Raw genomic sequence first — 14,428 nt, 5'->3', positions numbered from 1 at the left:
GCCTCTATCCCACGCGGCAATCCGCCGCAGAACTGAGACCGCCCGACTAGATGACGCCCATCTCGGTGAGGCGCTCGGGCAGGTAGGTGTCCGTCACGAAGTCGAGGCCGCGGGAGGCCAGCGCCTGCTGTTCGGCCTTCTTGTCGATGTCGAGCTGGAGCTCGATCTGTTCGGTCCAGAAGTCGCTCTGGAAGCGCGGGTCCTCCAGCTCGGACTCGAGGGCGTTCACGTCGGAGTCCGACAGCGGGTCCGTCGGCAGGTCGTAGTCGACGATGTCCTGCGGGCGGATGCCGACGAACTGGGCCTGCGGCGTGGCGAGGTACTCCGAGAGGTGCGCGGACTTGATGGAGCCGTACGAGACGGAGCCGAAGATGCGGTACGACCACGGGTCGCCGTCAGTGAACACGGTGATCGGCAGGTCGAGTTCGTCGTGGAGGCGCTTGGTGAGCCGGCGGGTCGCCCGCGCGGGCTGGCCGCCGAGGTGGACGACGAGGCAGTCGTACTCGTCGTCGAAGCCGTTCTCCACGAGGCGGTCGCGCATGCCGCCGGTCTCCACGCACATGACGAAGTCGGCGTCGCACTCCAGGAACTCGATGGTGTCGGGGTTGTTCGGAATCTGGTAGCCGCCCTGCCCGACGTCGTCCTGGCAGTGGATCTCGCGGTCGCCGCGGTTGGTCTGCTCGCGCAGCAGCAGCGGCCCCATCACCTTCGCGCCGGACTCCTCGGGGCGCATGTGGAAGTCCTCGCGCTTGACACCGGAGACGATCTCGAGGTCCTCGACGAGCTTGTCGGACTCGCTCTGGTCGTTGAACTGCGCCTCCTCCTCGTCCCAGGACTCCGAGAGGTAGTACAGTTCACGCAGCGTCGACGACCGGTTCTCGTCGAGCTGCTGGGCGAGGAAGTCGATGGTGTAGACGGACTTCAGGAGCTTCCGGGCGCCCCGCACGGAGTTCGCGGAGCGGGTGCTCGTGCGGTCGCCGTACACCCACACGTCCGAGTCTTCGTCGTACTCGATGTTCGACTTCGAGCGCGTCGGCAGCGTCATCCGCGGGATGTCGCCGCGCTCGAACTGGTCGTAGAACTGTTCGGCCAGCTCGACGAGCTGGTCGCGGGCGTCGTCGCCTTTCGGCGTGTCTGGGGTGTTTGCGTCGCTCATTGGTTGACAGTCAGGCGGGCGTCCTCGACGCCCTGCACGGAGAGGTCGAACTCCGCGTCGTCGTCCACGCTGTACGTCAGCTCGGCGGTCTCGTCGCCGGCGACCGACGGCGACCACTTCACGAACCACTCGCCGTCCATCTCCACGACGTTGCCGTCGGAGGCGTCGGCGGGCTCGGCGGTGACGATGTCGGTGACGTCGACGTCCGCGGACGTGCTGCCGTGGTTCTCGACGCGCAGCGTCACCTCGCCGTCCTCGATTTCGCGCTCGACGAGGACGTTGTTCATGATGCGCGCCAGCGAGTCGTCGACGGCGAGGTCGTCGTTACCCGTCATGTCCGAGACCTTCTCCGCCATCGTCGGGAGGATGTCCATGATGACGCTCTGCTTCTGCTGGCGTTTCCGCATCGACTGGCGCTTGTTGAGGAAGGACTTGAGGTCGCGGGCTGCCTCGCGGACCGCGAGCTCGATCTCGTCCTCGATCTCCTCGACGGACGCGACGGCGTCCTTGGACTCGCTGGTGAACGGCACGTTCGTCGAGGCGACGTGGACCATGATGACCGCGGGGCCCTGCGGGAGGCCGCTGCCGCCGGGCTGGTCGAGGTTGTAGTTCCGCCAGCCGATGTCCTTGACGACGTTCGTCGTCGCACAGGCCCCGCGCTGGTAGACCAGCGGCACGCGGTTCGCGAACCGCAGCAGGTCGACGCCGCCCTGGTCTTCGAGCTCGCCGCCGTACGCGATGCCGGCCTCGACGATGAACGGGTCGCCGCCGTGGACTTCGGCGTCGCGGGTGGCCGCCGAGTAGAACTCCGCGTCGAACTCCTTGCGGAGGCCGGCCTCCACGAGGTCGGCCTGGATGGGCGAGAGACAGGACGTCGGTGGCGCCATCACGTCGACGCTCGCCATCGCGTCCAGCAGCTCGCTGGCGGTGTCGCGGTCGCCCGCCACGTCCTTCGTCTTCGGCGGGTCGTCGGGCACCGTCGCCATGTCGGTCCAGAGCGCCTCGACGACGTTCTCGCGGGCGGTCTCGCCGACGGTCGCGTCCTGGACTTCCTCGGTCATCTCCGCGGCGCGGTAGACGAACTCGCCGAGCCGGTCGCGCGTGACGCGGTCTCGGGGCGTGTCCGCGCCGAACTTGTCGGCGATGCGCTCGGCGAGCCCGCGGACGGTCGCGTCGTCCTTCTGCGTGGTCGTCGCTTCGTCCACGGCGAGGAAGACGTCGGCCGCGCGGTCCTCGGTGAGCGCGTCCCACACCGCGTCGACGACGTGCCCCCGGACGGTGTCGCCGAACGTCTTGCCGGAGGCTTCCTCTGCTTCGGCGGCGGCGTCGGCGACCAGGTCTTCGAGCTCGGAGTAGGCGACCCACTCGGCGTCCTCGACGGCGTCGGCGACGCGCTCGGCGAACGCCGCGGTGTCGTCGGCGCCCTTGTTCGAGACGGCGTCGACGACGGCGGCCTCGAGGTCCGTCTCCGAGTCGATTCCGGGCGGCCGCCAGCGCACCTCGCGGCCGTAGTGGCGGTCGCGGAACGCGTCCACGATGCCGTCGGCGGTCTTCTTCCCGACGCGAGTGAACTCCGACTGGAGGAATCCCGAAATCGAGTGGGAGTCGGTCTCGCCGAGCATCTTGATGAGCGTCCCGAGCTCGACGCCGTGCGGGTGGGGGCGGATCTCCTCGGTCTCCTCGGGGAGGCCGGCGCCCTCGGCGCGCTCGGCCTTGATCTCGCCCTTCGGCTCCTGGAGCTCGATGCGCGCGTGGGGGTTGACGACCGCGGTGTGCTTGACGTAGTCGTGGAGCTGGCCGCGGGCGCGCATGTTCGCCTCCATGTCCATCTCGATGCGCGTGCCGTGCGTCCCTCGGAGGTCGCTCTCGCCCGCGGAGAGCTCCTCCTCCACGCTGATTTCGGGCTCGTTGGTGTCCGTGTCGATGATGAGCTCGTAGTAGTTCGACACGCCCGAATCCTGCGTGCGGCTCTCGATGCGCACCGGCTTCCCGGAGGTGAGCTGGCTGTAGAGGACGGCCGCGGAGATGCCGATGCCCTGCTGGCCGCGGGACTGCTCGCGGGCGTGGAAGCGTGACCCGTACAGCAGTTTCCCGAAGATCTTCGGGATCTGTTCTTTCGTGATGCCCGGCCCGTTGTCCTCGACGACGAGGGTGTAGTAGTCCCGGCCCTCCTCGATTTCGACGTAGATGTCGGGGAGGATGCCGGCCTCCTCGGTGGCGTCGAGGGCGTTGTCGACGGCCTCCTTGACGGCCGTCACCAGCCCTCGGGCCCCGGAGTCGAAGCCGAGCATGTGCTTGTTCTTCTCGAAGAACTCGGCGATGGAGATCTCCCGCTGGCTCGCGGCGAGCTCCTCCGCGATGCCTTCCTCCTCGCCGAGTGTCGACTGGAAGGACGTCATTCGGTGGCGTTACTTCCCGCCAGGAGGGTAAAACCCCAGCGGTGTGCGTGGTGAAAGTGAAACTGGACGCGTCGACGGCGGACGCGCCGGAGACGAGCCGGGCGGGCTTCGCGCGCACGCGTGCGAGTCTTTTTTACCGCCGGGGGGATTAGAGGGTGCTAACGTTCATGTCTGACCAAAGCGAGTACAGCGCTGGCCAAATCCAGGTTCTGGAGGGCCTCGAAGCCGTCCAGAAGCGGCCGGCGATGTACATCGGTTCCACTGACGCCCGCGGTCTCCACCATCTCGTCTACGAGGTCGTGGACAACTCCATCGACGAAGCGCTCGCGGGACACTGCGACAAAATCGAGGTCACGCTCCACGACGACGGCTCCGTCAGCGTGTCCGACGACGGTCGCGGCATCCCGATAGACACCCACGAGGAGTACGACCGGCCGGCGGTCGAGGTCATCCTCACCGTCCTGCACGCCGGCGGGAAGTTCGACGGGAAGTCCTACCAGGTCTCCGGCGGCCTCCACGGCGTCGGCGTCTCCGTCGTGAACGCGCTCTCCGAACGCCTCGCGGTCGAGGTCTCCCGCGACGGCGGGAAGTACCGCGAGAAGTTCGAGCGCGGCGAGCCCGTCACCGACCTCGAACGCATCGACGACGTCGGCGACGACGAGACCGGGACGCTGATCCGGTTCCGGCCGGACACCGAGATCTTCGAGACGACGGAGTTCGACTACTCCACGCTCGAATCCCGGCTCCGGGAGCTCGCGTTCCTGAACTCCGGCGTCGAGATCACGCTCACCGACGAGCGCGGCGACGAGTCGCAGTCCTCGACGTTCGAGTACGAGGGCGGCATCCGGGAGTTCGTCAAATACCTCAACGAGAGCCGCCAGGCACTCCACGAGGACGTCATTTACTTCGAGAGCGCCGAGGACGGCATCCAGGTCGAAATCGCGATGCAGGCGACCGACGACCTCCAGTCCTCGACGCACGCCTTCGCGAACAACATCAACACCCGCGAGGGCGGCACCCACCTCACGGGGTTCAAGACGGCGCTCACCCGCACCGTCAACGACTACGCCAACGAGAACGACCTGCTCGGCGAGCTCGACGGCGAGAACCTCACGGGCGAGGACATCCGCGAGGGCCTCACCGCGGTCATCTCCGTGAAGCACCCCGACCCGCAGTTCGAGGGCCAGACGAAGACGAAACTCGGCAACAGCGAGGTGCGGGGCATCGTCGAGGGGACGGTCCACGAGGGACTGGGCACGTACTTCGAGGAGCACCCGGACACCGCGGAAGCCGTCGTCCAGAAGGCCGTCGAGGCCGCGAAGGCCCGGAAGGCCGCGAAGAAGGCCGAGGAGCTCACGCGCCGCAAGAGCGCGCTGTCCTCGACGAGCCTGCCGGGGAAGCTCGCGGACTGCCAGACGAAAGACCCCGACGACGCGGAGCTGTTCATCGTGGAGGGCGACTCCGCGGGCGGCTCCGCCAAGCAGGGCCGCAATCCGGAGTTCCAGGCGATTCTCCCGCTCGGCGGGAAGATTCTGAACGTCGAGAAACACCGCCTCGACCGGATTCTCGAACACGACGAGATTCGACACATCATCACGGCGCTGGGCACCGGCATCGGCGACGAGTTCGACATCGACGATATCCGGTACAAGAACATCGTGATGATGACCGACGCCGACGTCGACGGCGCGCACATCCGCACGCTCCTGCTGACGTTCTTCTACCGGCACATGAAGCCGCTGCTGGAGGCCGGCTACGTGTACGCCGCCCAGCCGCCGCTGTACCGCATCCGGTACCGCGGGGAGACGTACGACGCGATGACCGAGGAGGAACGCGAACGGATTATCGAGGAGAAGTGCAACGGCAACCCGACGCAGGTCCAGCGCTTCAAGGGTCTCGGGGAGATGAACCCCCAGCAGCTCTGGGACACCACGATGGACCCCGAGAACCGTATCCTGAAACGCATCACCGTCGACGACGCCGCGGCGGCCGACAAGATGTTCTCCGTGCTGATGGGGGACGCCGTCGAGCCGCGCAAGAAATTCATCCAAGACCACGCCACGGACGCAGAGTGGGTGGACATCTAACATGAGTTCGGAAGCACCAGACCCAGACGCACCCGAGGAGGTCGCGGACCGCGTGAAGAACGTCCGCGTGGACGAGGAGATGGAGCAGTCGTACATCGACTACGCGATGAGCGTCATCGCGGGACGGGCGCTCCCGGACGTCCGGGACGGCCTCAAGCCCGTCCACCGACGCATCCTCTACGCGATGCACGAGGCGGGCGTCTCCAGTGGCTCCAGCCACCGGAAGTCCTCGAACATCGTCGGGGACACGATGGGCGACTACCACCCGCACGGCGACTCCGCTATCTACGACGCGCTCGTGCGGATGGCCCAGGACTTCTCGATGCGGTACCCGCTCGTCGACGGCCAGGGGAACTTCGGCAGCGTCGACGGCGACCCCGCGGCGGCCATGCGGTACACGGAGGCCCGCATGGCGCCCATCGCGGAGGAGCTGCTGACGGACATCGAGAAGGACACCGTCGACTTCCAGCCGAACTACGACGACCGCCTGACCGAGCCGGACGTGCTGCCGTCGGCGTTCCCGAACCTGCTCGTCAACGGCTCGTCGGGCATCGCGGTCGGGATGTCGACGAACGTCCCGCCGCACAACCTCGGCGAGGTCATCGACGCCACCGTCCACCTCATCGACAACCCCGACTGCACGGTCGTCGACCTGATGGACCACGTGAAGGGGCCGGACTTCCCGACCGCGGGGAACATCGTCGGGCGCTCGGACGTCAAGCAGGCCTACCAGACGGGCCGCGGCCGCGTCCGGATGCGCGCCGAGTACCACGTCGAAGAGGGCGACTCCAGTGACAGCATCGTCATCACGGAGCTGCCCTACCAGCAGAACAAGTCGAAGCTCGTCGAGCGCATCGCGGACGACGTCCGCGACGGCGACCTCGACGGCGTGCGCGACCTCCGCGACGAGTCCGACCGGAACGGCATCCGCATCGTCGTCGAACTCAAGCGGAACGCGAACACGGACGTCGTCGAGAACCACCTCCTGGAGTCCCACCTCGAGCGGACGTTCGGCGTCATCAACCTCGCGCTCGTGGACGGCCAGCCGAAGGTCCTCACGCTCAAGGAGATGCTCGAGGAGTACGTCGCCCACCGCAAGGAAGTGGTGCGGCGGCGCTCCGAGCACGACCTCGCGGAGGCCGAGGACCGCGCGCACATCCTCGAAGGCCGCCTGAAGGCCTTAGAGCAGGCCGACGACGTGGTCGAGACCATCCAGAACGCCGAGGACCGCGACGACGCCAAGGAGGCGCTCAAGGACGGTTTCGGGTTCACGCAGGCGCAGGCCGACCACATCGTGCGGATGCAGCTCGGCAGCCTCACGTCGATGGAGGCCGCCGAAATCGAGTCCGAGTACGAGGAGGTCACCGCCCGCATCGAGCGCTTAGAGGAGATTCTCGGCAGCGAGGAGGAGCTCCTCTCGGTCATCAAGGACGAGCTCCGGGACATCAAGGAGGAGTACGCCGACGAGCGCCGCACGTCGTTCATCGAAGACACCGGCACGGTCACCGACGAGGACCTCATCCCCGAGGAGGACGTCGTCGTGGTGCTCACGGAGAGCGACTACATCAAGCGCGTGCCCGCCGACACGTTCGACGCCCAGCACCGCGGCGGGAAGGGCATCATCGGCACGGACCTCAAGGACGAGGACCGCGTCTCCGCGGTGTTCACCGCGAGCACGCACGACTACCTGCTCTGCTTCACGAACCAGGGCCAGGTCTACCGCCTGAAGGTCCACCAGGTGCCGGAGATGTCCCGAACGGCGCGGGGCACCTCCGCCGTGAACATCCTCGACCTCGACGACGGCGAGGAGATCTCGGCGGTCGTCACGGACGACGACCTCGACTTCGAGTCCGACGAGGAGTACCTCACGATGGCGACCCGCCACGGCTACGTCAAACGCACGACTGTCGGCGAGTTCGAGAACATCCGCTCGACGGGCATCATCGCCATCAGCCTCGAGGACGGCGACGAGCTCGCGGACGTGGAGGTCACGGACGGCAGCCACGACGTCGTGCTCGGCAGCGAGGACGGGATGGCGATTCGCTTCGACGAGACGGACGTCCGCGCGATGGGCCGGAACGCCCGCGGCGTCCGCGGGATGGACCTCGAGGGCGACGACCGGGTCGCGGGCCTCGCGCAGGTCGAACCCGACGACGAGCGCACCCTGCTGACGGTCACCGAGTTCGGCTACGGGAAGCGCACGCCCCTGTCGGAGTACCGCAAGCAGTCCCGGAACGGGAAGGGGCTCGTGGACATCAAGACCGGCGACCGGAACGGCAGCGTCGTCTCCCTTGACACGGTCAGCGACGACGACAACCTCGTCGCGATGAGCGCCGACGGGCAGATCATCCGGCTCCCCGTCGACGAGATCTCGACGGTCGGCCGGAACACGAAGGGCGTGAAGGTGATGGACGTCGAGGAAGGCGACGAGGTCGCCGACGTCTCCGTCTACCGCCCGAGCGAGGACAGCGACGAAGGCGACGCGGACGAGGACGCGGAGTAGCGCTCCCCCGGTAAATATTTTCGCGGGTTCCCGGAGACTGGGAGCGGTTGTGAGTTCACTGGAACCGCCCCGGGGGATTGTCCCCCCGGACGGCCTACCTCGAAGTAGGTGAAGAACAATGGCCGTCGCAGAACGCGAACGGGCGGTGTTCGGTGAAGAGCTCGGAATCGCAGACAGAGTGCTGGCCGGCGCCGCGGTGGCGTTCGGCGCACTCGGGCACGTGGCGCTGGCCGCGGCCGCCGCCGGACTCGTGTACGCGGTGGCGACCGCCGCGCTCTAGAGGATCCGCTTGCCGAGCGCGCTCGCGGCGAGCTCGGCGGCGATGTCGGCGGTGCGGTTGGACTCGTCGAGAATCGGGTTCACTTCCACGACCTCCAGCGACCGCAGGCAGTCCACGTTCTCGTCCCGCTGTGCGATGGCCTCCAGCGCCGCGTGGGCCTCGCGGTAGGTCGCACCGCCGCGGACGGGCGTCCCGACGCCGGGCGCCTCGTGGGGGTCGAGCCAGTCGAGGTCCAGCGAGACGTGGACGCCGTCGGTGCCCGCGGTGACGACGTCGAGGGCGTCGTCGATGACGCTGGTGACGCCGCGCTCGTCGATGTCGCTCATCGTGTAGGCGGTCATCTCGCTGTCGCGGATGGCCTCGCGCTCGTAGTCGTCGAGCTTGCGGAGGCCGACGAGCGCGACGTTCTCCTCGCGGAGGCCGGTGGCGTTCGCCCACTCCGTGTCCGCGAACTCGCCGCGCCCGAGCGCCGCCGCGAGCGGCATCCCGTGGACGTTCCCGCTCGGCGAGGACGAAGGAGTGTTGAAGTCGCCGTGGGCGTCCAGCCAGAGCGCGCCGATTTCGGCGTCGCGGGCGCTCCCGGCCAGCGACCCGATGGCGACCGCGTGGTCGCCGCCGAGCACGAGCGGGAACGCGCCGTCGTCGATGGTGCCCGCGACCTCGTCGGCGAGCCGGATACAGACGTCCTCGATCTCGTCGAGGAACTTCGCGTTCCCGCCGTTCGCGTCGCGCTCCTCGGCGCGCGGCACGAGCAGGTCGCCCGTGTCGACGGCGTCGACGTCCGCCGCTTCGAGTCCGCTCGCGAGGTCGGCGTACCGGATCGCCGACGGCCCCATGTCGACGCCGCGTCGGTCCGCGCCGTAGTCCATCGGGGCGCCGATGACGTGGACAGTTCGAGACATGCAGACAGCTACGGCGACCGGCCCTTAGTGGGTGCGGATACGCGCCGGCCGGCGAAGCGCTTATGTCGGAAACGACAGACGTGAGCGTGTGCCCTCCAAACGCCGACAGCTCCGGTACCTCGGGTTCCGGCTGGTGGGCTGGCTGGCGTGGCTGCCGCTCACGGGAGATCCCTGGCACGACCGCACGTACGGCGACCTGCAGCGACTGGGCCCGCAGCGAGCGGCCGTTCTGCTCGTACCGATAGCCTGCTACGCGGCCGTCGCCGCGTGGGCGTACGTCTACTTCCCCCGCGAACTCCTGCCGTTCGCGGGGTCGGTGTACGCGGCCGGTCTCTTCCTCGGCGGGACGGTCGTCGCGTCGACGCTCGTCGCGACGAAGCTGGTAGCGTGGGACCTCGTCCGCCGGTAGCTCAGTCGTCGAGGTACGGCTCGCAGACGCGCTCGACGCCCTCCTCGAAGGAGATCTGGGGCTCCCAGCCGGTCGCCTCGTGAATCTTGGAGATGTCGGCGCACGTGTCGTGGACGTAGTTCTCCAGCGGAATCGGCTCGTACTCGGGCTCGACGTCCGTGCCGAGGATGTTGTTGATGAGCTCGACCATCTCGTTGAACGAGTACGGGTCGCCCGTCCCGAGGTTGTAGACGCCGGCGAGCTCGTGGTCGGCGGTCGTCACGAGCCCGCGCACGATGTCGTCGACGTGCGTGAAGTCACGAGTCTGAGAGCCGTCGCCCCACAGCACGGGGGACTCGCCGTTCGCGATCTTGTCCGCGAACTGCGAGACGGTGTTCGCGTACTCGCCCTTGTGGGCCTCGTTGCCGCCGTAACCCTGGTAGACCGAGAAGAAGCGCATCCCCGCACACGAGAGGTCGTCGTAGAAGTCGTTGTAGTACTCGGCGTAGCGCTCCCGGCCGAGCATCGACGCGTCGTACCCCGTCGCGGCCTCCAGGTCCATGTCCTCGGGGCTGGGCTCCGTGCGGCTGCCGTACGCCGACGACGTCGAGGCGTAGACGACGGTGTCGCAGCCGTCGTCGCGGGCCTGCTCGACGACGTTCACGAACCCCTCGATGTTGACGCGGGCGCCCTCGCGGGGGTTCTCTTCGAGCATCTGCCGGGAGGACAGCGCAGCGAGGTGGAAGACGACGTCGACGTCGGTCGGGAGGTCGTCGTCGAGGACGTCCGCCTCCACGTACTCGACGTCCTCGGAGAGGTTCTCAGGGGTGCCGAGGTAGCCGTTGTCGAGAGCGACGACGTCGTTGTCGGCGGCCAGGTGGTTCGCGAGGTTCGACCCGATGAACCCCGCGCCGCCGGTCACCAGAACGCGGTTTCCGTCCATGCGCGGTGAGTCGCGCGACGCGCCGTAAAACCCATCGTTTCGGCGCGTCCCGCAGTCTCCCCATCGGGGGATTTATGGAAAACACCGGCCAAACCAGTCGTATGTCATCGATTGAACTGACCTCCAGCCAGAAGACGATACTGCGCGCGCTCGTAGACCTCTACACGGAGCGCGAGCAGGCCGTCAAGGGCGAGGACATCGCCGAGGAGGTCGACCGAAACCCGGGCACCATCCGGAACCAGATGCAGAGCCTGAAAGCGCTCCAGCTCGTCGAGGGCGTCCCCGGCCCGAAGGGCGGCTACAAGCCGACCGTCAACGCCTACGAGGCGCTCGAAATCCAGAAGCTCGACACCACCGCGGAGGTCCCGGTCCGACACGAGGGCGAACTCGTCGAGGACGCGAACGTCGAGGAGGTCGGTCTGACCAGCGTCCACCACCCCGAGCTCTGCCGCGCGGAGATCCACCTCCGCGGCTCCATCCGGGCGTTCCACGAGGGCGACAGCGTCACCGTCGGCCCGACGCCGCTGTCGAAGCTCGTCATCGAGGGGACCCTGGACGGCAAAGACGACACGGCGAACATTCTCATCCTGAAGATCGACTCGATGGAGGCGCCCGCCGAGGAACCCGAGCACTGACGCCGAGCGTTCCAAAGCCTTTGTATCGTCGGCCCACGCACACGTTACTATGACAACGAGAGTCGTCGTTCTCGGTGCCGGGTACGCCGGCGCCGGCGCCGTCACGAAGCTGGAAGAAGAACTCGGCCCGGAGACGGAGCTCGTCTGGGTGTCCGAGACGGACTACCACCTCGTCCTCCACGAGTCCCACCGCATCATCCGAGACCCCGCGGTCGAGGACAAGATCTCGATCCCCGTCGAGGACATCAAGTCCCGCGGCACGCGGTTCGTCCACGACGAGGTCGTCGACGTCGACACCGACGACCGCACCGTCGAACTCGCCGACGGCGACGACGTCGACTACGACTACCTCCTGGTCGGCATCGGCTCCGAGACGGCGACCTACGGCATCGACGGGATGGGCGAGCACCCGCACACGCTGAAGAACCTCGACGACGCGCTCGGCATCCACGAGGACGTCAAGACCGCCGCCCGGGACGCGACCCGCGAGAACCCCGCGAAAGTGGTCGTCGGCGGCGCCGGCCTCTCCGGCATCCAGACCGCGGGCGAGCTCGCGGAGTTCCGCGACCGCCACAACGCCCCCATCGACGTCGTGCTCGTGGAGGCGCTGCCCGAGATCTTCCCGCCGGGCGACAGCGAGATCCAGGGCGCGCTCCGCCACCAGATCGAGAACCGCGACATCGAGATTCTCACCGACGACCCCATCGTCGCCGCCACGGAAGACGAGATCGAGTTCGACGAGCGCGAGGCGCTGTCCTACGACGTGTTCGTCTGGACGGGCGGCGTCACGGGCCCGAGCGAGCTCGCGGACGTGGACCTAGACGCCGAGCACAACCGCCTGCAGGCGTCCTCGAACCTCCAGACGGAGGACGAGCGCGTGTTCGCTGTCGGGGACTGTTCGCTCGTCGACCAGGGCGACGAGCCCGCGCCGCCGACCGCGCAGGCCGCCTGGCAGGCCGCCGACGTCGCCGCGGAGAACATCGCGCGCGCCATCGACGACCGCCCGCTGCGCGCGTGGACGTACGACGACCAGGGGACGCTGGTCTCCATCGGCGAGGCCGCCATCGCCCACGACGTCGAGGTCAGCGGGTTCTCGGCGCCCGTGCGGACGTTCAACGGCACGCCCGCGAAGATGCTGAAGAAGAGCGCGGCCGCGCGCTGGATCGCGAAGATCACGTCGTGGTCCCGCGCGATGAAGGCCTGGGACGCGCTCTAGACGTCCGCGACCGGACGCTTCTGGATGCGCCACTCGCCGGCCTGCACGTCCAGCTGGAACGTGCGGCTGGCCTTGTCCGACTGCAGGATGAGCTTGCTGTCGGTCGTCTCGAACTTCGTGAGCAGCTTCAGCTCCACTTCCTCGCGCACCGTGTCGAAGCGCAGGCGGTGCCGGCCGCCGGCCTCGTAGAGGCCGACGCGCAGCCGAATCTGGTCGTCGGTCGGCGGGAACTCGCAGAACAGCGTGGTGTCCGTCGACTCCTCGATCTCTCCGCCGTTGCGCGTCGCCCACTCCTCGAACGCCGTCACGAACGCGGGTGCGAGGCCGTCGTCGTCCCAGATGGGTCGCATACGCCGACCAGAGCGCCGCCGGGTTTAGCGTTTCCGGGAACGGGCGCCGAACCTTCAAGGCGCCCGCCGGCGTCCGGGCTCGCATGGCCGCCCAACTGGTCTGGTACGGGTTCGTCCTCCTCGCCGCAGTCACCGTGATCGCAATCGGGTCCTACGTCGGCACGATGCGCGCGCTCGACCGCTTCCACGGCGGCGACGAGAGCGTCTTCCTCTCCGGGGACTCCCGGGACGAGGAGTGAGTCGGCCGCGTCGCTACTCCAGGCTCAGCCCGGCGTGCCACTTGTCCACGCCGGCTTCCGCCTTCTGCTCGTCCATCTTCGCGAGCAGGTGGACCGCGAGGCTCGCGGTCTCCGCGGCGTTGGTCTCGCCCTCGGTGAGGAACTCGCCGGTCTCGCGGTTCGCGAACACCGAGCAGACCGCGCCGGCGCGCAGCCCGTAGACGTTCGCGAGCGTGAGGATCGCCGACGCCTCCATCTCGACGTTCGCGACGTTCGCGTCCTTCAGCTCCGCGATGAGGTCGTCGCTGCCGGCGGCCTCGAACCCCTCGAAGCCGGGGCGGCCCTGCCCCGCGTAGAAGGAGTCCGAGCTCATCGTGAGGCCGACGTGGTAGTCGTGGCCGAGGCGCTCGGCGGCGGCGACGAGCGCGGCGACGACCTCGTGGTCGGCGACCGCGGGGTAGTCCTCGCGGACGTACTCGTCGCTGGTGCCCTCCTGTCGGACCGCGCCCCGCGTGATGACGAGGTCGCCGGGCTCCATCTCCGCCTGGAGGGCGCCACAGGAGCCCACGCGGATGAACGTGTCCACGCCGATGCGCGCGAGCTCCTCGACCGCGATGGCGGCGGACGGCGAGCCGATGCCCGTGGAGGTGACCGAGATGGGCGTGCCGTCGTAGCTGCCGGTGGCGGTGCGGTACTCGCGGTGGTGGGCGACCTCGTCGTGGTCGTCCCACAGCGGCGTGATCTTGTCGAGGCGCTCGGGATTCCCCGGGAGCAGGACGCTGGACGCGACGTCGCCTTCGGAGAGTTCGACGTGGTACTGGACCTCGTCGTTGGGGTCCTCGCTGTCGCCAGGCATGCCACCGGATTCGCCGGCCAGGGGCAAAGGGTCTTGCCGTTTCGGGAGCCGGCGCGCGTTCAGTGCCCGAGCATCTCGGGCGTGATGGTGTCCGGGATGAGCTCGCCGATCGTGTAGCGCTCGAAGCCGTCGCCGGTGTCACAGAGCACGGGCACGTCGTCGTCACAGAACTCCGCGAGCGTCTGCCGGCACATCCCGCAGGGCGTGACGGCGTCCCGCTCCGCGGACGTGACGACGACTTTCGCGAACTCGCGGTGGCCGTCCCGGACCGCCGAACCGACCGCGACCTCCTCGGCGTGGAGGCTGTTCGAGAAGTTCGCGTTCTCGACGTTCGTGCCGACGTACACCTCGCCGTCGGCGGTTTCGATGGCGGCTCCCACGGGGTACTCCGAGTACGGCACGTAGGCTTCCGCTAAGGCGTCGCGTGCGGCGTCCAGCAGTTCGTCGTCGTCCATACTACCGGGTTCGGCGAGCCGCGACAAAAAGCCGCCGCGT

14 protein-coding genes are annotated in these 14,428 nt (G+C 68.1%); 7 read left to right on the top strand and 7 right to left on the bottom strand.

Annotated elements, in window-relative coordinates:
• Positions 1-46: 46 nt before the first annotated feature.
• A complete protein-coding gene (locus G9C83_RS06485) occupies positions 47-1,156 on the bottom strand; it encodes a DNA topoisomerase IV subunit A (RefSeq protein WP_167245281.1) in 1,110 nt (369 codons plus the stop codon).
• Positions 1,153-3,555, bottom strand: coding sequence for a DNA topoisomerase VI subunit B (locus G9C83_RS06480; RefSeq protein ID WP_167245280.1), 2,403 nt, complete (start codon positions 3,553-3,555; stop codon positions 1,153-1,155). The genes G9C83_RS06485 and G9C83_RS06480 overlap by 4 nt, the downstream gene beginning before the upstream one ends.
• Before the next feature lie 167 nt (positions 3,556-3,722).
• Here G9C83_RS06480 and gyrB point away from each other — a divergent pair, with 167 nt between their 5' ends.
• From gyrB to G9C83_RS06465, 3 genes are all read left to right on the top strand, one after another.
• Complete coding sequence (gyrB, locus tag G9C83_RS06475; protein WP_167245279.1) at positions 3,723-5,642, top strand: DNA topoisomerase (ATP-hydrolyzing) subunit B; 1,920 nt, start codon at positions 3,723-3,725, stop codon at positions 5,640-5,642.
• Between the two features lies 1 nt (position 5,643).
• Entirely contained in the window at positions 5,644-8,145 is a 2,502-nt protein-coding gene (gyrA, locus tag G9C83_RS06470) for a DNA gyrase subunit A (RefSeq protein ID WP_167245278.1), read from the top strand.
• Positions 8,146-8,263: 118 nt separating this feature from the next.
• On the top strand, positions 8,264-8,425 hold the full coding sequence (locus tag G9C83_RS06465; RefSeq protein WP_167245277.1) for a hypothetical protein: 162 nt from the start codon (positions 8,264-8,266) through the stop codon (positions 8,423-8,425).
• On the opposite strand, the gene rocF is transcribed toward G9C83_RS06465, so the two are convergent.
• Positions 8,422-9,327, bottom strand: a complete 906-nt coding sequence (gene rocF, locus G9C83_RS06460) for an arginase (RefSeq protein ID WP_167245276.1) — start codon at positions 9,325-9,327, stop codon at positions 8,422-8,424. The two genes, G9C83_RS06465 and rocF, sit on opposite strands and share 4 nt — an antisense overlap.
• Positions 9,328-9,415: 88 nt before the next feature.
• Here rocF and G9C83_RS06455 point away from each other — a divergent pair, with 88 nt between their 5' ends.
• Positions 9,416-9,736 carry a hypothetical protein gene (locus G9C83_RS06455; protein WP_167245275.1) on the top strand — a complete coding sequence of 107 codons (321 nt, stop codon included), beginning with the start codon at positions 9,416-9,418 and terminating at the stop codon, positions 9,734-9,736.
• Between the two features lies 1 nt (position 9,737).
• Here the strand turns inward: G9C83_RS06455 and G9C83_RS06450 are convergent, their stop codons facing one another.
• Positions 9,738-10,658, bottom strand: coding sequence for an NAD-dependent epimerase/dehydratase family protein (locus tag G9C83_RS06450; protein WP_167245274.1), 921 nt, complete (start codon positions 10,656-10,658; stop codon positions 9,738-9,740).
• A gap of 101 nt (positions 10,659-10,759) precedes the next feature.
• On the opposite strand from G9C83_RS06450, the gene G9C83_RS06445 reads away from it, so the two are divergent.
• Both G9C83_RS06445 and G9C83_RS06440 read left to right on the top strand, forming a co-directional pair.
• On the top strand, positions 10,760-11,293 hold the full coding sequence (locus tag G9C83_RS06445; protein ID WP_167245273.1) for an Rrf2 family transcriptional regulator: 534 nt from the start codon (positions 10,760-10,762) through the stop codon (positions 11,291-11,293).
• Between the two features lie 49 nt (positions 11,294-11,342).
• The gene (locus tag G9C83_RS06440) at positions 11,343-12,509 is read left to right on the top strand and encodes an FAD-dependent oxidoreductase (RefSeq protein WP_167245272.1); all 1,167 of its coding nucleotides are present in this window, start codon (positions 11,343-11,345) and stop codon (positions 12,507-12,509) included.
• Here G9C83_RS06440 and G9C83_RS06435 read toward each other — a convergent pair.
• Positions 12,506-12,859, bottom strand: coding sequence for a hypothetical protein (locus tag G9C83_RS06435; RefSeq protein ID WP_167245271.1), 354 nt, complete (start codon positions 12,857-12,859; stop codon positions 12,506-12,508). The genes G9C83_RS06440 and G9C83_RS06435 overlap by 4 nt on opposite strands.
• Before the next feature lie 83 nt (positions 12,860-12,942).
• Between G9C83_RS06435 and G9C83_RS06430 the strand changes: the two genes are divergently transcribed.
• Positions 12,943-13,098, top strand: a complete 156-nt coding sequence (locus G9C83_RS06430) for a hypothetical protein (RefSeq protein ID WP_167245270.1) — start codon at positions 12,943-12,945, stop codon at positions 13,096-13,098.
• Between the two features lie 13 nt (positions 13,099-13,111).
• On the opposite strand, the gene G9C83_RS06425 is transcribed toward G9C83_RS06430, so the two are convergent.
• Positions 13,112-13,933 carry a nucleoside phosphorylase gene (locus G9C83_RS06425; protein WP_167245269.1) on the bottom strand — a complete coding sequence of 274 codons (822 nt, stop codon included), beginning with the start codon at positions 13,931-13,933 and terminating at the stop codon, positions 13,112-13,114.
• A 59-nt stretch (positions 13,934-13,992) separates the two neighbouring features.
• Entirely contained in the window at positions 13,993-14,388 is a 396-nt protein-coding gene (gene cdd, locus G9C83_RS06420; protein ID WP_167245268.1) for a cytidine deaminase, read from the bottom strand.
• Positions 14,389-14,428 lie beyond the last annotated feature (40 nt).

The sequence above is a fragment of the Halobacterium sp. R2-5 genome (assembly GCF_011734195.1).
Lineage (GTDB): Archaea > Halobacteriota > Halobacteria > Halobacteriales > Halobacteriaceae > Halobacterium.
Note: the sequence above shows the minus strand (reverse complement) of the source record. Positions and strands in the feature narration are given on the sequence as shown.